This window comes from Streptomyces sp. DSM 41931, assembly GCF_050271085.1.
GTDB classification, from domain to species: Bacteria; Actinomycetota; Actinomycetes; order Streptomycetales; family Streptomycetaceae; genus Streptomyces; species Streptomyces albogriseolus.
Map to the genome: position 1 here is coordinate 5,474,869 of NZ_CP189902.1, position 17,558 is coordinate 5,492,426.

General features: G+C 74.7%; 14 protein-coding genes and 1 pseudogene. 9 read left to right on the top strand and 6 right to left on the bottom strand.

The features are described 5' to 3' along the window. The first annotated feature begins 4 nt into the window (after window positions 1–4). From ACP7TJ_RS25270 to ACP7TJ_RS25280, 3 genes are read left to right on the top strand one after another with little or no spacing between them, the layout of a single operon-like run. Entirely contained in the window at window positions 5–1,135 is a 1,131-nt protein-coding gene (locus ACP7TJ_RS25270; RefSeq protein WP_387581405.1) for a nitroreductase family protein, read from the top strand. Then, window positions 1,132–2,871, top strand: a complete 1,740-nt coding sequence (locus tag ACP7TJ_RS25275; protein WP_387581402.1) for an ABC transporter ATP-binding protein/permease — start codon at window positions 1,132–1,134, stop codon at window positions 2,869–2,871. The genes ACP7TJ_RS25270 and ACP7TJ_RS25275 overlap by 4 nt, the downstream gene beginning before the upstream one ends. Continuing rightward, the gene (locus tag ACP7TJ_RS25280) at window positions 2,868–4,649 is read left to right on the top strand and encodes an ABC transporter ATP-binding protein (RefSeq protein WP_403159275.1); all 1,782 of its coding nucleotides are present in this window, start codon (window positions 2,868–2,870) and stop codon (window positions 4,647–4,649) included. The genes ACP7TJ_RS25275 and ACP7TJ_RS25280 overlap by 4 nt, the downstream gene beginning before the upstream one ends. A gap of 47 nt (window positions 4,650–4,696) precedes the next feature. Here ACP7TJ_RS25280 and ACP7TJ_RS25285 read toward each other — a convergent pair. From ACP7TJ_RS25285 to rpmG, 4 genes and pseudogenes are all read right to left on the bottom strand, one after another. Next, window positions 4,697–4,822: pseudogene (locus ACP7TJ_RS25285) on the bottom strand (30S ribosomal protein S18); the annotation flags it as partial. 21 nt (window positions 4,823–4,843) lie between these two features. Further along, window positions 4,844–5,998, bottom strand: coding sequence for a CobW family GTP-binding protein (locus tag ACP7TJ_RS25290; protein ID WP_403159277.1), 1,155 nt, complete (start codon window positions 5,996–5,998; stop codon window positions 4,844–4,846). Next, entirely contained in the window at window positions 5,998–6,252 is a 255-nt protein-coding gene (locus ACP7TJ_RS25295; protein ID WP_093766409.1) for a type B 50S ribosomal protein L31, read from the bottom strand. Before ACP7TJ_RS25295 ends, ACP7TJ_RS25290 begins: the two co-directional genes overlap by 1 nt. Before the next feature lie 44 nt (window positions 6,253–6,296). Next, a complete protein-coding gene (gene rpmG, locus ACP7TJ_RS25300) occupies window positions 6,297–6,461 on the bottom strand; it encodes a 50S ribosomal protein L33 (protein ID WP_093766408.1) in 165 nt (54 codons plus the stop codon). Between the two features lie 70 nt (window positions 6,462–6,531). Here rpmG and rpmB point away from each other — a divergent pair, with 70 nt between their 5' ends. The 6 genes from rpmB to ACP7TJ_RS25330 all read left to right on the top strand — a co-directional run bounded on the left by rpmB (window position 6,532) and on the right by ACP7TJ_RS25330 (window position 14,673). Beyond that, window positions 6,532–6,768: a 50S ribosomal protein L28 gene (gene rpmB, locus ACP7TJ_RS25305; protein WP_093766407.1), complete on the top strand. Its 237-nt coding sequence runs from the start codon at window positions 6,532–6,534 to the stop codon at window positions 6,766–6,768. Then, window positions 6,768–7,073, top strand: a complete 306-nt coding sequence (gene rpsN, locus ACP7TJ_RS25310) for a 30S ribosomal protein S14 (RefSeq protein WP_093766406.1) — start codon at window positions 6,768–6,770, stop codon at window positions 7,071–7,073. Before rpmB ends, rpsN begins: the two co-directional genes overlap by 1 nt. Window positions 7,074–7,325: 252 nt before the next feature. Continuing rightward, window positions 7,326–11,495, top strand: coding sequence for a SpoIIE family protein phosphatase (locus tag ACP7TJ_RS25315; protein WP_427765555.1), 4,170 nt, complete (start codon window positions 7,326–7,328; stop codon window positions 11,493–11,495). Beyond that, on the top strand, window positions 11,495–11,806 hold the full coding sequence (locus tag ACP7TJ_RS25320; RefSeq protein ID WP_093766404.1) for an STAS domain-containing protein: 312 nt from the start codon (window positions 11,495–11,497) through the stop codon (window positions 11,804–11,806). The genes ACP7TJ_RS25315 and ACP7TJ_RS25320 overlap by 1 nt, the downstream gene beginning before the upstream one ends. A gap of 61 nt (window positions 11,807–11,867) precedes the next feature. Further along, window positions 11,868–12,278, top strand: coding sequence for an STAS domain-containing protein (locus ACP7TJ_RS25325; RefSeq protein ID WP_093766545.1), 411 nt, complete (start codon window positions 11,868–11,870; stop codon window positions 12,276–12,278). A 175-nt stretch (window positions 12,279–12,453) separates the two neighbouring features. Continuing rightward, window positions 12,454–14,673, top strand: a complete 2,220-nt coding sequence (locus ACP7TJ_RS25330; protein ID WP_427765559.1) for a SpoIIE family protein phosphatase — start codon at window positions 12,454–12,456, stop codon at window positions 14,671–14,673. Between the two features lie 107 nt (window positions 14,674–14,780). Here ACP7TJ_RS25330 and ACP7TJ_RS25335 read toward each other — a convergent pair whose 3' ends face one another. Then, on the bottom strand, window positions 14,781–16,988 hold the full coding sequence (locus ACP7TJ_RS25335) for a S1 family peptidase (protein WP_427765561.1): 2,208 nt from the start codon (window positions 16,986–16,988) through the stop codon (window positions 14,781–14,783). 35 nt (window positions 16,989–17,023) lie between these two features. Further along, complete coding sequence (locus ACP7TJ_RS25340; protein ID WP_093766401.1) at window positions 17,024–17,524, bottom strand: hypothetical protein; 501 nt, start codon at window positions 17,522–17,524, stop codon at window positions 17,024–17,026. Window positions 17,525–17,558 lie beyond the last annotated feature (34 nt).

Genomic DNA, 17,558 nt, shown 5'->3' on the forward strand with positions numbered 1-17,558 from the left:
CGGTGTGGAAGACCACCGTGAGGACCTGCCGACGGGCCTGGTCGCCGCCCTCGCCCGTGCCCGCTCCCCGGAGCGCCCCGGCCCCGACACGCCCGCCGGGACAGCCGTCCGCCGCTGGCCGGGGCCGCCGCGTCCGATTCCGGAGGCCGGCCCCGCGGACCTCGACCTGCGGACCCTGCTGCGTCTGTCCCTGGCGGCCTCGGACCCCTCCGGACGCCTCAGGCCCACCCCCTCCGCGGGTGCGCTGCATCCGGTGGACACCGAACTGGTCGTGGGCGCCGGCTGCTCGCTGCCGCCCGGCCGCTACGGCTACGACCCGCTGCGCCACCGCGTCCACCCCGTCGGCCCGCCCGTCGACGGCACGCCGCCGGGCGTGACCGCCGTGCTCTCCGTCACCGCACAGCGCACGGTGTCCCACTACGGCCACCGCGCCTGGCCCCTCCTGTTGCTGGACACCGGGCACGCCGCCGCGGCGCTGTTCCTGGCGGCCCGCGTCCTGGGCGCCGGTGAACCCGACGTACGGATGGACGGACGCACCGGCAGCCCTCTGGCCGTCGTACGCGTCCCACCGCCCGGCGGTGGGAGCCCGAGGCGCCCGGCGGACGAGGACCGGCCCGCCCCGGCCGACCTGCTGGCGCGTCGCAGTGCCCCGCCACCGCTGCCGGGTCTTCCACCCCGCGCTGCCCTACGGGCGGTCCTGGCCACCGCCGAACGAGCCGGGGACGGCGGCCTGTTGCGCTGGTGCGCCGCGGTCGGCCCGCCTCGGCCCGGCCTCATGGAACTGGCTCCCGAGGGCACGGCCCTGCGGCGCCACGCGTCCGGCGACGCCCGTCCGACGCTCGCGGCCTGGGCGGCGGGCCAGGCGTGGCTCGCGGACGCCGGCGCCGTGGTGATCGCCCACGGCTGCCCCACGGACGCCGGCCCCGCGCACATCCGCCGCGCCCATCTGAGAGCCGGCTTCGCCGTCCACCTGGCCCATGTCACGGCCCAGCGCCACGGGCTGGCGGCCCGGCCCGTCGGCTCCTGGCAGCAGGCGGATCTCGGCGCCGCCCTCGGCGCCGAGCCGGGCCGTGACTGGGTCGTGCACGCACTGGCCCTCGGCACCCCTCACGCCGACGAGGAGAAGTCCGCATGATCGTCCACCCCGAGCTGCGCCGCGCCGCGATGCGCGCACGGCGTCCCCTGCTGGCGGCCACCCTCTTGCAGGGAGCCGTCACCCTCACCCACCTGGCCCAGGCCGTGCTGCTGGCCCTCGCGCTCGCCGCCCTGGCCCGCGGTGACACCGGCCCACTCCCGTGGTTGCTCGCCACGGTGCTCGCCGTCGTCGCCGCCCGCGCCGGACTCGCCGTGTGGCAGCGGCGCACCGCCACCCGTGCCGGGGCCAGGGTCAGGGTGGCACTGCGCGACGAACTCCTCGCCCACCTGGGCCGGCTGGGGCCCGCGTACCTGACCACGGCGCGGGCGGGAGCCGTCCGCACCACCCTGGTCGAGGGGGTGGAGGGCGTCGACGCCTACGTCTCCCGCCACCTGCCCCAGATCCTGGTCACCCTCGCGGTACCTCCCCTGGTCCTCGCCGTCCTCGCCGTGGTCGAACCCCGGGCCCTCCTCGGACTCGTCCCCGCCCTGCTCCTTGCCCTGCTGGGGCCACGCGCCTGGGACCGGCTCCTCGCCGCCCGGGGAAAGGAACACTGGGACACCTACGAAGGACTGGGCGCCGACTACCTGGAGGCCCTCCAGGGCATGCCCGCGCTGCGCGCCGCGGGCGCCGTCGGCCGCACCCGCGCACGCCTGGAGGAGCGGTCCGCGGCCCTGCACCGTGCGACCGTGGCCAAGTTGCGGATCTCCCTGGTCGACACCGGCATCACCGACCTCGCCGTCCAGGGCGGCACCGCCGCCGCCGCGCTCCTGGCGTGCTGGTCGGCCGTCACCGGATCCACCACCGCGGCCGGCACCTACCTGGTGCTGCTGCTGGCCTCCGAGTGCTTCCGCCCGGTCCGCGACCTCGCCCGGGAATGGCACGCCGGCTACCTCGGGGTGTCGGCCGCCGACGGGCTGGCGGCCCTGCGCACGGCCGAGCCGGCGGTCCCCGACACCGCGACGGCGCCCGCGCACCGGCACACTCCGCCCGAACTCCGTTTCCACGAGGTCCGGTTCACGTACGACGGTGCTCCCGCACCCGCCCTGGACGGTGTCTCCTTCACCGCGCGGGCGGGACGGACCACCGCGATCGTCGGGCCGTCCGGCGCGGGCAAGTCGACCCTGCTGTCCCTGCTCCTGCGCCACCACGACCCGCAGGAAGGGCGGATCACCCTCGACGGGCGCCCCACGACCGAGTACGCGCTCGACTCGCTGCGGCAGGGCATCGCCGTGGTCTCGCAGGAGACGTACCTGTTCCACGCCACCATCGCCGACAACCTGCGTCTGGCCCGACCCGGCGCCACGGACGACGAACTCACCCGGGCGGCGCGCGCGGCCGGGATTCACGACGAGATCGCCGCCCTGCCGGACGGCTACGCCACGGTGCTCGGCGAACGGGGCGCCACCCTCTCCGGCGGACAGCGACAGCGGCTCGCCCTCGCGCGGGCGCTGCTGTCGGACGCCCCGGTCCTCGTTCTCGACGAGGCCACCAGCGCGGTCGACGAACGACGCGAGGCGGACATCGTCCGGGAGCTGCTGAAGGCGGCCGGCGGGCGGACCGTCCTGGTGGTCGCCCACCGGCTCGCCGCCGTCCGGCACGCCGACCACATCGTCGTCCTCGACGCGGGACAGGTCGACGCCGTCGGCGACCACACCGGCCTGGTCGAGGCCGGCGGCGTCTACACCCGGCTCGTCGAGGCCGGCCGCGTCCACCGAGGAGAACTCGCCGCATGAGCACCGTCACGGGCCCCACGGCCACCTGCGCGGACGTCCCCGCCCGGGGCGCGCTGCGCGCCCTGCTGCCCGCCCTCGCGGCACACCGTGCCATGACGGCACGCACCTGTGTTGCCGCGCTTCTCGAACAGGGCTCCCTCACCGCGCTGGTGACCCTGGCCGCGCACACCGTGGGCACCGCCGTCATCGAAGGGCGCGCCCCCACGGCCGGCGTCGTCACCGCGCTCGTCGCCCTCGTCCTTGTACGCGCCCTGATGACCTGGCGGGAGATGGATCTCTCCCATGACCTCGCCTACCGGGTGCTGGCCGCGCTACGGGTCCGCGTCTTCGACGGACTGGCCCGCAGCGCGCCCGCCCGGGTCGCCGGCCGCCGCAGCGGGGATCTCGCCGCCACCGCCATGGCCGACGTGGAGGCGCTGGAGTTCTTCTACGCCCACACCACCGCCCAGCTGCTCGCGGCGGGCACGGTGTTCACCGGCGGCTCGGTACTCCTGGCCCTGGTGGAGCCGTGGCTGCTGGTGGCCGTGCTGCCGGTCGCCGTCCTGCTCGCCACGGCGCCCTTCGCCGACGCGGGCGCGCGCACGGTACGCGGTGGCCGCACCCGGTCGGCCGTGGCCGCGCTGTCGGCGGACACGGTGGAGACCGTCGACGGGCTGCGCGAACTGCTCGCCTTCGGCGCTCTGGCCGAACGCCGCCGCAAGCTGGCGGAGCGGGGGCGGCAGGTGGGCGACGCCCAGCGCGCCGAGGCCACCTGGGAGGCCGTCGCCGCCGCCGTCCGTGACGTCCTCATCGTGGTGGCGGTCCTCGGCGTGGTCGCTGCGGCGGCACACTCCGTGACCTCCGGACGGCTGCACGGTGCCTGGGCGCCGGCCGCGACGGCGCTGGCCCTGTCCGTCCTCGGCCCGGTCGCGGAGTCGGCCCGCGCCCTGAGCCAGGCCGTGGCCCTGCGCGCCGCCGCCGCCCGCGTCGACGCGGCCGTCAAGGCCCCCGCCCTCGCCCCGCCGCCCGCCGCTCCACGTCCCCTGCCTCCCGGACCACTGGGCGTCCGGCTGCACCGAGTGAGCTTCGACTACGGCGGCGAGCCCGTGCTGAACGGCGTGGACCTCACCGTCCGACCCGGCCGGACACTCGCCCTCGTCGGCGCCTCCGGCGCCGGCAAGTCCACCTGCGCCCACCTGCTGGCCCGCTTCTGGGACCCGTCCGCCGGTGAGGTCCAGCTGCTGCCCGCCGACGGCGAGCCCGTGGACGTGAGGGAGGTGCACGACGCGGAACTGCGGCGCGCGGTGGTCCTGGTGGGACAGGACACCCCCCTCTTCCACGGCACCCTCGCCGAGAACCTGCGGCTCGCCGAGCCCGAGGCCGACGACCGGGCGCTGGCCGAGGCGGCACGGCTGTGCGGCGTCGACCGGATCGCCCCTCTGGACACGCTCGTCGGCGAGCGAGGCGCCACGCTGTCCGGCGGTCAGCGGGCCCGCATCGCCCTGGCCCGCGCGCTGCTGGCCGGACCGCGCGTCCTCGTGCTCGACGAGTCCACCGCCCACCTGGACAACACCGGCGACGCCGAACTCGCCGCCGCGCTGCGGCAGGAGAGCCGCACGACGATCTTCATCGCCCACCGCCCCGCCACCATCCGCCGCGCCGACCGCATCGCCGTCCTGGAGGACGGTCTCATCACGGAAGAGGGAACCTGGGAGGACCTCACAGGCGATCCCGGCAGCGCGCTCAACCGCATCCTCGGCCACACCGCCCCGACCGAACACGGCGTGCCCACGGCGTAGAAGACGAGATGCACCCCTCCTTCGAGGGGTGCATCGTGTGCTTCCAGCTGCTGCTGAGCCGTGACGCGGGTGACGCGGCGGCTGCGGATCCTGCCGCGGTCGGAGATGAACTTCCGCGGCAGATCGGTGTCCTTGGAGTCGGTGTAGGCGATCCCGGCCGCGTCAGCGGGTTGTGACGGGTTGGACGGGCGGTGTCACGCGACGGGATCGAGCAGGGAGTCGAAGGCGGCCGGCAGTCGTTTCCACGCCTCGGGGCCTGCCGCGTACTCGGCGTCGGTCAGCAGGCAGGACTCCAGCACCCGGGCGAGCCCGTCGCGGTCCAGGCCGGGTGAGGTGAAGACGAGGTGCTGGCAGCGGTCGCCGTGCTCGGAGTGCCAGTCCAGTGCGGCGGCCGCCCGGCGGACGGGCGGGACCATCTCCCAGGCGGCGTCCGGCAGGGAGGCGAGCCAGGGGCCGGCGCTCTCCACGCACAGCGCTCCGCCCGCGGCGTCCCAGGCGAGCAGGGTGTCGGGGCGGTCCGCGAGCCAGAACCGTCCGCGGCTGCGGACCGCGGCGCAGCAGAGGTCTTCCAGTGCCGCGTAGAGGCGTTCGGGATGGAACGGGCGGTGCCGGCGCCAGACGAAGGTGGTGACACCCGCCTCGTCGGCGTCCTGGGGGAGCAGGGCGCAGGCCGGGTGCTGGGCCGCGGCGGCGGCTTCGGCGTCGAAGCCGGTGAAGGCCAGTCGGGCGAGCTCCGGAGAGCCGGCGCTCACCTGACGGGCGGTGGGGTGGAGTTGGGTGAGGAGCGCCCGGTCCTCGTCGTCGGCGTTCTCGCTCCCCACGACGGCGAGGACGGGGGCGTACTCCAGTTGCCTGGCCCAGGTGTCGCCGACCGTGCGCCGGTCGCCGGCCGTGGCCGCGAGGCCCGCCTCGGCCAGGTCGTCGCCGTTGCCGAGGCAGGGGAGGACGAGAGCCGGATCGACCGCTGTGACCACGTTGGTGAGCCGGACCGCGTCGGCGGCGTGCTGGACGACGACCTCGGCCATCCCCTTGGGTTCGACGGAGTCCCACAGTTCGACGACGGCGAGCCGGGTGAGGCCGGCGTCGGCGAGCCGTCGCAGCTGGGGGACCAGGTCCTCGCGGAGCGCGCAGCACGCGCAGTCGTTGACCAGGGGTGCCTCGTCCCGGGACAGCTCGCCCGAAGCGTCGCGCACCTGACGCAGCACGGTGCCGTCGGCCGCTGTGGACAGGTCGTGATGGAGGGCGACGCTGCCGGGTACCAGGCGCAGGAGGTGCTCCACGACCTCGCGGCGGGCCTCGGAGTGGATCCCGGCGACGATGACGACGGGCAGTCCGGTCTCGTCCCGCATCAGTTGGCTCCGCGTCGGCCGTACCGGCGCTCGAAGCGCTCGACCCGCCCGGCGGTGTCCAGAACGCGGGCGGTCCCCGTGTAGAAGGGGTGGCTGACGTGCGAGATCTCGACGTCGACCACCGGGTAGGTGTTGCCGTCCTCCCATTCGATCGTCTTGTCGCTGGTCATGGTGGAGCGGGTCAGAAAAGCGTAGTTCGCGGCACGGTCGCGGAAGACGACGGGGCCGTAGGCGGGGTGGATCCCGGGCTTCATGGGGCGTCCTCGAGTTCGGGGGCCGGTGGGGGAGTGGCGGGAGGTCAGCGTTCCTCGCGGAAGTCGGCGTGGCGCCGGGCGATCGGGTCGTACTTGCGCAGGACCAGGCGATCGGGGTCGTTGCGGCGGTTCTTGCGAGTGACGTACGTGTAGCCGGTTCCCGCGGTGGAGCGGAGCTTGATGATCGGGCGTACCTCGTTGCGTGCCATGGGCGGTACTATATGACAATGATTTCCATTATCGAAAGTTAGCCGTCCCCGACGAGAGGTAGGTACGACCGTGTCCGCCCACTGCCAACTGACCGGCGCCCGGCCGCGCTTCGGCAACACCGTCTCCCACTCGCACCGGCGCACGTCGCGCCGCTTCGACCCCAACATCCAGCGCAAGCGCTACTGGCTGCCGAGTGAGGGCCGGTACGTCCGGCTGACGCTCAGCGCCAAGGCGATCAAGACGGTCGACAGCATCGGCGTCGAAGCCGCCGTGGCCCGCATCCGCGCCCGCGGGGGGAAGATCTGATGGCCAGGAAGAGCAAGATCGCGCAGAACGAGAAGCGCAAGGCGGTCGTCGAGCGGTACGCGGCCCGGCGTGCGGAGCTGAAGGAGATCATCCGCCGGCCGTCCTCCACCGACGCCGAACGCCGGGCCGCAGTGGAAGAGCTGCGGCGCCAGCCCCGCGACGCGAGCGCCACCCGCGTGCGCAACCGGGACAGCGTGGACGGGCGGCCCCGCGGTCACCTCCGGAAGTTCGGCCTGTCACGTGTCCGCGTGCGTGAGCAGGCCCACGCGGGCTTCCTGCCGGGGGTCACCAAGTCCTCCTGGTAGTCCCCCCCCGCTCCGGCGACGGGCCCCGGTTCCGGCCGTGACTCCGCCGAGTCGCGGCCGGAACCGGCCGCCGGCCAGGACGCCCCGCCGCACGACGACGCAGACAAGGGGGTGTCGCCCGCCGGATCGGGGGAACGTTGCGTCTGTCGTGATCGCCCTCAGACGTCCCGTTGGTGCGGCTTCCGGCATCCGCGACGGGGCGGGGCGGGCTTCACGGGAGGGCACGGGCCGGTATGAGGAGAAGGGCGTCGCGTGGAGCGTTCAGGCCGATCGGTGAGCGGGGCGCGAGCCGACGTCGACGCACAGGTGTTCACCGCGGACCCGGAGGTGGGCGGAGACCTCGCCCGGGTGGACTGGACGGCCACGCCGCTCGGCCCGCCGCGGCAGTGGCCGCAGAGCCTGCAGACGGCCGTCAGCATCCTGCTCTCCTCCCGCTTCCCGATGTGGATGGCGTGGGGCGAGGAGCTGACGTTCTTCTGCAACGCGGCCTACCGGCGCGACACGCTCGGCCGTAAGTACCCGTGGGCGCTGGGCCGGCCCGCGAGCGAGGTGTGGGCGGAGATCTGGGGGGACATCGGCCCGCGCATCGACGCCGTGCTCGGCACGGGCCGGGCCACCTGGGACGAGGGGCTGCTCCTCTTCCTGGAGCGGTCCGGCTACACCGAGGAGACCTACCACACGTTCTCCTACAGCCCGCTCCGGGACGACGCCGGCGACGTCGTCGGCATGCTGTGCGTGGTCAGCGAGGACACCGAGCGGGTGATCGGCGAGCGGCGCATGGCCACCCTGCGGGACCTGGGCTCCGACCCCAGCGTGATCCGCACCGAGCAGGAGGTGCTGGCCTTCGCCGACCGGCAGCTGTCCCGCAACCCGAAGGACCTGCCCTTCACCCTGACCTACCTGTTCGACGGCGGCGACGCCCGGCTCGTCGGCGCGACCGGCGTCACCCCCGGTACGCCTGTCGCACCCCGCGTCCTCCCCGTCGCCGGCGACGACGGCGTCTGGCCCGTCGCGGCGCTGGCCGAGGGGGAGACACGCCTGGTCCCGCTGACCGGCGCGCCGTTCGTCGGGCTGCCCGGCGGCGGCCGGCCCGAGCCGCCCGTGGAGGCGCTCGTGGTGCCCCTGCTCCAGCAGGGCAGCGCGCCGTACGGCTTCCTCGTGGCCGGCCTGAACCGCTACCGCGACCTGGACGAGCGCTACCGGGGGTTCGTCGAGCTGGCGGCCGGACACATCGCCTCCGGCATCGGCAGCGCCCGCAGCTACGAGGCGCAGCAGCGGCGCGCGGAGGAACTGGCGGAACTGGACCGGGCCAAGACCACCTTCTTCTCGAACATCAGCCATGAGCTGCGCACCCCGCTGACCCTGATCATGGGGCCGGTCGAGGAACTGCGGACCCGGCTCGCCGACGCGGGCGAGGACGTACGGACCGAACTCGACGCCATCCATCGCAACGGGCTGCGGCTGGGCAAACTGGTCAACACGCTGCTCGACTTCTCCCGCATCGAGGCCGGCCGGATGCAGGCCCGCTACGAGCCGGTCGAACTGGGCGCGGTGACGGCGGAGCTGGCCAGCGTCTTCCGCTCGGCCATGGAGCGGGCCGGACTCACCTTCGAGGTGGACTGCCCCGCCCTGGACGAACCGGTGCACGTGGACCGCACCATGTGGGAGAAGGTGATCCTCAACCTGCTCAGCAACGCGCTGAAGTTCACCTTCGAGGGAACGGTCCGCGTGGCCGTGCGCCGGTCCGGCCCGCACGCCGTGGTCACCGTGGCCGACACCGGGACCGGCGTGCCCGAGGCGGAGATGCCCCGGCTGTTCGAGCGCTTCCACCGCATCGAGAACGCCCGCTCCCGGTCGAACGAGGGAAGCGGCATCGGACTGGCCCTGGTGCGGGAACTCGTCGGTCTGCACGGCGGCACGATCGACGCCGAGAGCGCCGAGGGCAAGGGCACCGCCATCACCGTCCGGGTGCCGTTCGGCACCGCGCACCTGCCCGAGGGCTCCGTGGTGTCGGAGCCGGCCGGCGCCCGGGCCTCGGCCACCGCCGACCCGTACGTCCACGAGGCCCTCCGCTGGCTTCCCGTGAGCGCGGCGGGCGCGGCGGCCGACGACGGCTCGGAGGAGACGGAGGCCGCCCCGCTCGGCTCGCACGCCGGTGACACCCGCAGCGCCCGCGTGCTGGTCGCCGACGACAACGCCGACATGCGCGAGTACCTCACCCGCATCCTGACCGCCGGGGGATACGAGGTCACCGCCGTCACCGACGGCGTCGAGGCCCTCGACGCCGTCCGCCGCCGCACGCCCGACCTCGTCGTCAGCGACGTGATGATGCCCCGGCTGGACGGGCTGGAGCTGGTGACCCGCCTGCGCGGCGACTCCCGTACGGCCTCCGTGCCGGTGCTGCTGCTGTCGGCCAGGGCCGGGCAGGAGGCGTCGATCGAAGGACTGCGGGCCGGCGCCGACGACTACCTGGTGAAGCCCTTCGCCGCCGCCGAACTGCTCGCCCGGGTCCGCGCGAACGTCGAACTGGCCCGGCTGCGCGGCCACCACCTGCGCTGGCGGACCGCGCTCATCGACTCGCTCCAGGAGGCGTTCTTCGTCTGCGACGAGTCCGGCGCCGTCGTGGAGATCAACACGGCCTTCACCGACATCCTCGGCTACGGCCCCGAGGACCTGCCGTACGCCCCCGTCCCCCCGTGGTGGCCGGACCCGGACACCGACCCGGTCGCGCGCGAGCAGGTCGGCGACGCCTTCGCCGGCCTGCTGGAGAACGCGCAGGGCTCGCACACCGTGCCGGTCACCCGCCGCGACGGCCGCCGCCGGTGGGTCGCCGTGACCTACAACAAGGCCGAGGACCCGGACACCGGACGCCAGGTCACCGTCGGCACCTTCCGTGACGTCACCGCCGAGCACTACGCCATCCAGCGTGAGACGGCGCTCGCGGCGCTCAGCACCTCGCTGTCCCGGGCCTCCAGCATGCCCGAGGCGCTGTCCGGCGCGCTGGACCAGCTGCGGTCGCTGTGGCACGCGGACGTCGTGCTGGCCGCCGTCTTCGACGGCGACGACACCCCGGCGCTCACCGCGACCGACCCGGACCTGCGGTGGGAGAACCTGCCGGACGGACGCCGGGAACGGCTCGGCGCGCTGCGCGGCCGTCCCCCGCTCACCGTGGTCACGGAGGACAGCGGCGCGGGCGTCCTGCTGGAACACCCGCGGGGCCCGCTGACCCTGTGGGTCGACCTGGGCGGAGACCGGCCGTTCACCTCCGAGGACCAGCTGCTGCTGTCGCTGCTGTCCGGGCACCTCGCGCAGGGCCTGGTGCGGGCGCACCAGATCGACCAGCAGCGGGAGGCCGCGATCGCGCTCCAGCGCGCGATTCTCGGTCCCGCGCGGCTCCCCGACGGCTTCGCCGTGCGGTACGAACCCGCTTCCCGCCCGCTGGAGGTGGGCGGCGACTGGTACGACACCGTCACCCTGCCGGACGGGCGCATCGGCATCGTCGTGGGCGACTGCGTCGGACGCGGCCTGGAGGCGGCCAGCGTCATGGGCCAGCTGCGCAGTGCCTGCCGCGCCCTGCTGCTCCAGGACCCCAGCCCCGGCCGCACGCTGGCGGCGCTCGACCGGTTCGCGGCCGGCGTGGCGGGCGCGGTGTGCACGACCGTGTTCTGCGGGGTGCTCGACCCGGCCACCGGAGAGCTCACCTATTCCAGCGCCGGTCATCCGCCGGGCGTCCTCGTGCACCGCGACGGCACCGTACGGCTGCTGGAGGAGGGACGTGCCCTGCCGCTGGCCGTACGGCCGGGCCGGACGCGCCCGGAAGCCACGTGCGCCCTTCCCGCCCGGGCCACGCTGCTGCTGTACACCGACGGTCTCGTCGAACGCCGGCGGCTGCCGCTCAGCACGGGCATCCAGCGGGCGGGCGACGCCGTGCAGGAGGGCCGCGACCTGCCGGTCGAGGACCTCGCCGGCGCGGTGATGGCGAGGCTCGCTCCAGCCGGCGGGTACGACGACGACGTGGCGCTGCTGCTGTACCGCCATCCCGCACCGCTGGACATCACCTTCCCGGCCGAGTCCTCCCAGCTCGCCCCCGTCCGCAAGGCGCTGCGGAGCTGGCTCGCCCGGTGCGAGCTGCCCCCGAACGCGGTGCAGAACGTCCTCGTGGCCGTCGGCGAGGCGTGCGCGAACGCGATCGAGCACGGCCACCGGCACGCTCCGGGGGAGGGTGTACGGCTGCGCGCCGTGGCGCTGGTGGACACCCTGCGGGTGACGGTGGCCGACAGCGGGCGGTGGAAGGATCCGCACCCCGGGGCGAACGCGCACCGTGGCCGGGGCATGTCCCTGATGCGGGCGATGATGCAGCAGGTCACCGTCTCCCCCGGCCCGTCCGGCACCACCGTCGACATGCAGATGAGGATCCCCTGATGACAACCACGCTCACGCTCGCGCCCGGACGGGGTCCCGACGGCGCCGCCCGTCTCGCCGTCGCCGGCGAGATCGACATGAGCAACGCCGGTCGTCTGGCGGAGGCCCTGGACAGCCGTCCCGGTCCCCTCGTCGTGGACCTGACGGAGGTGGAGTATCTCGACAGCGCGGGGCTGAGCGTGCTGTTCGCCCACGCCGACAGGCTGGAACTCATCGTTGCGCCGCTGCTCGAGCCCGTCCTCACCGTCTCGGGTCTCGCCGGCCTGGTCCCCGTCCACGTCTCCGGCCCGCGGATCGGGCCGCAGGGTTGACCGGCCCGCACCGGGGAAGCCGCACTGTGCCCGAGCCACCCGTTCAGGAGTGAAGTCCCAGGTGAGTGACACCCTCGACACGACAGTCCGTTACACCGGGAAGCGCACAGCCGTCGTCACCGTCGTCGGAGACGTCGATCTGCACACCGGGCCCGTCCTGCGGGCGGAGGCGCTGACCGTTGTGGGACATGGCGCTCCGCACCTGGTCCTGGACATGGCCCAGGTGGACTTCGTCGACTCCACCGGCCTCAGCACCCTCATCGTCCTGCTGCACGCCAGCCAGGAGGCAGGCGGCTCGCTCCGCATCGCGGGTGTTCCCGAGCGTCTCCTGCGCATGGTGACCATGACCGGCATCTCCGAGCTGCTCCCCGTGCACGACACGGTCGCCGACGCGCTGGCGGCGCTGGACGTGGCCGAGGGCGCGGAGGACGGCGCCGACGATGCCGTCGGCGGGGTCGGCTCGTCCCGATGACCCGCCCCGCACGGGCGGACGGTCCCGCATCCCGCTCCGGACGCGCCTGCCCTGACCGCGGGCGCCGCTCTCCGGTGCGTTGCGCCACACTGCGTCATGGGCGGCGGAGTCCGGGGCAGCCGGGACGCCAGGACACACGGTCCGGCGGCGGGCACGGGCCGGTGGAGGGGACGAGATGAGCGCTGAACGGGAACCGCGGCCGGGGGAGGGGCCACGCCCGTCACCGGCGGTACGGGACCCGGACGGGGACCTGTCGGTGCTGTTCGGGACGTCGACCGCGCTGTTCGCCTCCATGGCGGGGCCCGCCCATGTGCTGGAGGCCGCCAACCCCGCGTTCTTCGCCGCGATCGGGGGCGGGCGGCGGGAACGCACCGGTGTGCCGCTGGGCGATCTGATGCCCGAGCTGGAGGCCCAGGGCTTCCTCCGGCTGCTCGACCAGGTCTACCGGACGGGGGAGCGGCACGTCGGCCGGGACACCCGCGTCGTCCTCGGCGTCGGCCGCCGGGCCCGGGAGGCGTACGTCGACTTCACCTACGAGGCCCGCCGCGACAGCGGCGGCAACATCGTGGGCGTCCGCATGATCGGGGTGGAGACCACCCAGGTCAAGCACGCCCGGCGGCTCGCCGCCGAGCAGCGCGCCCTCCTGGAGCAGATCGCCCGGCAGGCACCCCTGCCGGAGGTGCTGGAGGGCATGTGCCGGGTGATCGAGGAGCTGTCTCCCGACGTCATCGTCTCGGTGCTGCTGGCGGACGAGGACGGCCGCCGTCTGCGCCACGGCGCCGCCCCCAGCCTGCCCGCCTTCTACAACCAGGCCATCGACGGCATCGCCATCGGTGAGGGCGTCGGCTCCTGCGGCACGGCCGCCCACCGGCGGCGGAAGGTGATCGTCACCGACATCGCCACCGATCCCCTGTGGGACGACTTCCGTGATCTGGCCGGCCGGGCGCGGCTGGCCGCCTGCTGGTCCACCCCGATCCTCGGGCGCGACGGGCGGGTGCTGGGCACGTTCGCGATGTACCACCGCACACCGCGCGCCCCCGAGGACACCGACCTCGCGCTGGCCCGCCTCTTCGTCGACACCGCCGCCCTCGCCGTCGAGCGGCACCACGCCGAGCAGGCCCGGCGGGCGGCCGACGCCCGGGAGAAGGCGGCACGCGACGACCTCTCCTACCTGCTGACCGTCAGCACCGCGCTGGCCGGCCCGCTGGACGAGGGGCAGACACTCCGACGCCTGGCCGACCTGGCCGTCCCGGCGCTGGCCCCGCTCGCCGCGGTGGACGTCCTGGAGGCCGGACGGGTGCACCGGGCGGCGGCCGCCGCCACGACCGGGCGCGCCCGTGGCCTGCTCGCCTCCCACAGCGCCGTCCGGGAGACCGAGGACGACGCCGTCGCGCGGGTCCTGGCCACCGGCCACACCGAAGTGGCCCGCCGCACCCCGCCCGGTCCCGGACCGTGGCAGGACCTGGGCGTCACCGGCTACGTCTGTGTGCCGCTCATGGACCGGGAGCGCCCCTTCGGCGTGCTGAGCCTCTACGCGACGGACGACGCGTCGCTCGACGGTCACCGGATCGCGCTGGCGGAGGAAGTGGCCCGCCGCGCCGCGTCGGCCGCGCACAACGCGCGCCAGTACGCGCAGCGCGCCGCCCTCGCCCGTGACCTCCAGACCGGCCTGCTGCTGCCGGACCTGCCCGACGTCCCCGGCGCGCAGGTGGCGGCCTTCTACCACCCGGCCGGCCAAGGGCTGGACATCGGAGGCGACTTCTACGACGTCTTCCCGCGCGGGGACGGCAGCTGGTCCTTCGTCCTCGGGGACGTCTGCGGACGCGGCGCCCGGGCCGCCACCACGACGGCCCTGGTCCGGCACACCGCCCGAGCCGTCGCCCCGCTCCTCGACGACCCGGTCGCCGTCGTCAAGGCCGTCGACAGAGCCTTGAACGACCGCAGCTCCCAGGAGAACAACGGCTTCGTGACGCTCGTCTACGGCCATCTGACGCCGGTCGACGACGGACTCGCCGTCGAGCTGGTGCGGGCGGGCCACACCCCGCCCCTCCTGCTGGACGCCGGCCACACGGTGACGTCGGTCGAGGCCCACGGCGGCCTGATCGGCATCGGCATCCCGCCCCGGCTCGACGCCGTCCGCCTCACGCTGCGCCCGACGGAGAGCCTGGTGCTCTACACCGACGGCATCACGGAGTGCCGAGCCGCGGGCACGGAACAGTACGGAGAGGCCCGCCTGGCCGAGGCCCTGGCCTCCACTCCGGCCCGCCCGGCCGCCACGGACATCGTGCGGAGGCTGACGGAGGACATCCGGGCGTTCACGAGCGGGCGCACGGTCGACGACGACCAGGCGGCGCTGGTGGTGACGGCGCAGGGACCGTCACCGGGCGGGCGGTAGCTCACATCTCCCGCACGGAGGAGCCGGTGCGGCCCGCCCGGGCAGCGAGCGGCCCCGCCGGGGCGCAGCCCGGCGGGGCCTGGAGTGGTGTGGTGCGCCCGCGTCCGTTACCGCACCGCGTAGCCGAAGTACTCGCCGTGGGCGGGGAGTCCGCCCTGGCCCGGCTGGTACGTGGTGGCGGGCGCGCTGGTGCCGCCCGTCACGGCGTTCGCGAACGGCAGGACGTGCACGGCCCCGGTGGCGGCGGGCCCGTAGGGCATGCCGACGTACAGGTTCCGCGGGGTGAAGTGGATGCTCGTGCCCAGCTTGGCGCCGGCGCTCGCGGGTCCGGGGACGCCGTCGCCGTCGCCGGCCTCGATCCACGAGTCGTTGGCGCCCGCCGCGCCCATCAGGGAGAAGGTGTGGACGGCGCCGGCGTCGGTGACGCCCGCGAGGTCCTCACCGGGGACGCCCACGGCGACCTTCAGGGTCTCGGCCGAACCGACCTGTCGCGGCGCGGTGTTGACGGCGCTCAGGGACGCGCCCGTGCGGTCGCCCGCCTCGATGGTGCCGGAGCGGTCGTCGCTGCCGGAGCCCTGGTTGAGCGCCCGCAGGTAGTCCCAGGTGCCGTCGCCCTTGATCTGCAGGAGGAGGACGTTGCCCGCCTCGGCCAGCTGCGCGCCGCCGGTCTCCGCCGCCAGGGCCTCGCCCGGCGCGCCGACCGCGAGGATCGAGTCGGTGGCCGTGGCCGCGCCGGCCGGGCGGTAGGCGACGAGCGCGAGGGCCTGGCCGAACTTGTCACCGGCCTCGGCCCCGGCGTTGATCTTCTCGTTGTCCTGGTCCAGCCCCGTGACCAGGGTGGGCCGTCCGGCGGCGTCCAGCGTGTGGCTGAACACGGCGAGGTTGCCGGCGTTCGCGTCGCCGCCGATGGCGTCGCCGGGAGCGCCCATGGCGATGAAGTTGGAGTCGCCCGTCACGGCCGTGCCGAAGGCGTCGTTCGCCTCGGCCGCGCCGGGGACGCCGGGCGAGTCCTGGTTGATGTCGATGCTGGTGTCGCCGTGCACGTAGAAGGCGGCGCCCGCCTTGGCGAGCGAACCGATCGCCTCGCCCGGCGCGCCGATCAGGACCCACGGCCTGCCCTCGGCGGTGGTGCCCGCCTCGAGGGCGGCGCCCATCCGGTCGTTGCTCTCGGGCGTGGCGGTGCCGATGGAGCCGGTGCCGGCGCCCTGCTCGAGGTGGCGCGCGGCCGGACCGGTGCCGAGACCGTTCCTGCCGCCGAACAGGATGTCGACGAAGCCGGCGTCGGTCGCGGTGCCGAGGTCCTCCTCCGACGCGGACACCACGAGATCGGTGTAGCCGTCCTCGTTGTAGTCGACGGTCGCGAGGTGGTTGCCGAAGTGGTCGCCGGGCTCGGCGCCGCCGGCCACCCAGTCGAGGTCCTGGGTGATCTCGGCGGTGCCCTTGCCGCCGCCGTACACGACACGGACCAGACCCGCGGTGGTGTCGCCGCCGACCGTCGCCATCGGGTCGCCGACGGCGATGTCCTCGACGGCGTCGCCGTTGAAGTCGGCGATGCGGGTGGCGCCGGCCTTCTGCGCCACCCAGGCGGCGAGGTCGTCGACGCGCGCGACGACGCCGGCCGTGGAGGTCTGCGTCTCGTCGGTGCCGAGGCAACCGCCCTGGGACGACCGGCTGGTGAGGCCGACGAGCGTGCCGCCGGACAGGACCGGGCCGCCGGCGTCGCCCATGCAGGCGGCGACCCCGCCCTTGCCGGTGACGTTCACGGAGGCGGCCGCGGTGGAGTCCACGGTGTAGACCCCGGTGTGCAGCTGGTTCGGCGCCCACACCGTCTTCGTCCGGCCGTATCCGGCGAAGGTCAGCTCCGCGCCGGCCGCGGGCGCGGCGCCGGCGAACGCCGCCGGGGTCACGGTGGTGACGGGCCGGCTGAGGCGGGCCAGCACCACGTCACGGTCCGTGCGCGGCACGAGCTCGACGACGCGGCGCTCGGCGCCCTGCGTGCCGGTGAGGTCGGACCGGCCGACGACCGCGGTGGTCGCCTTGGCGGGGACGCCGGCCGGGACGGCGAGCGAGGCGGCCGGGTCCTCGGCGAAGCAACTGGCCGCGGTCAGCAGCCACTCGGGGTCCACGAGGACGGCGGAGCAGCCGCGGTCGTGGGCGCCGACGGTGATCTTCGCCGTGTAGGCGTACGTGGTGTCCGAGGCGGCCACCGGCGTGCCGCCGGTGACGGCGAGGGCGGGCGCCGCGCTCAGCGCGAGCGACCCGGCGGCCAGGACGGCGCAGAGCGCGGCCGGCCGAGGACGTCTGATGAAGGACATGAAGGTGGGTTCCTCAATCATGGGGAGGCGGGGCCTCAGTTGGTGACGTGGATCTCGACCAGGACGTGCTCCCGGCCGTCGACGGACTCGCCGACGCCCGCCCAGGTGTCCGCCGGGATGTCGTACTCGACCTGGTCGTCCTCGGCCGTCATCTCCAGGTGGGTGTTGGCGGAGTCGTCCGTCTTCACCCCGTGCACCGCGGGCAGTTCGAGGGTCAGGAAGCCGGTCTCGGCGGTGACGTCGAAGCAGACGTCCTCGCGGTCGCGGGCGAGGAACCGCAGGAGGTCGGCCCCGGCGGCGCAGTCGGCGAGCACGATGTGGCCGTCGCCGCGCTTGAGGACGATGTTCTGCTCGGCCAGGATCTTGTCGGCGTTCGGGTAGGCGTAGTCCTCGACGGCGTAGCCGGGCGCGTCGCCGGCGACGGCCTCGGCCGGGGAACCGGCGGCGGCGCCGCCCTGGGCGAGCACGGCCCAGGCCAGCGCGCCGGCGGTGGCCGCGGCGCCCAGAAGGCGCACGAGTGTGTTGCGTGTCTTCATCACAGTCCTAGAAGGTCGGATCTCTCGGGCTCGC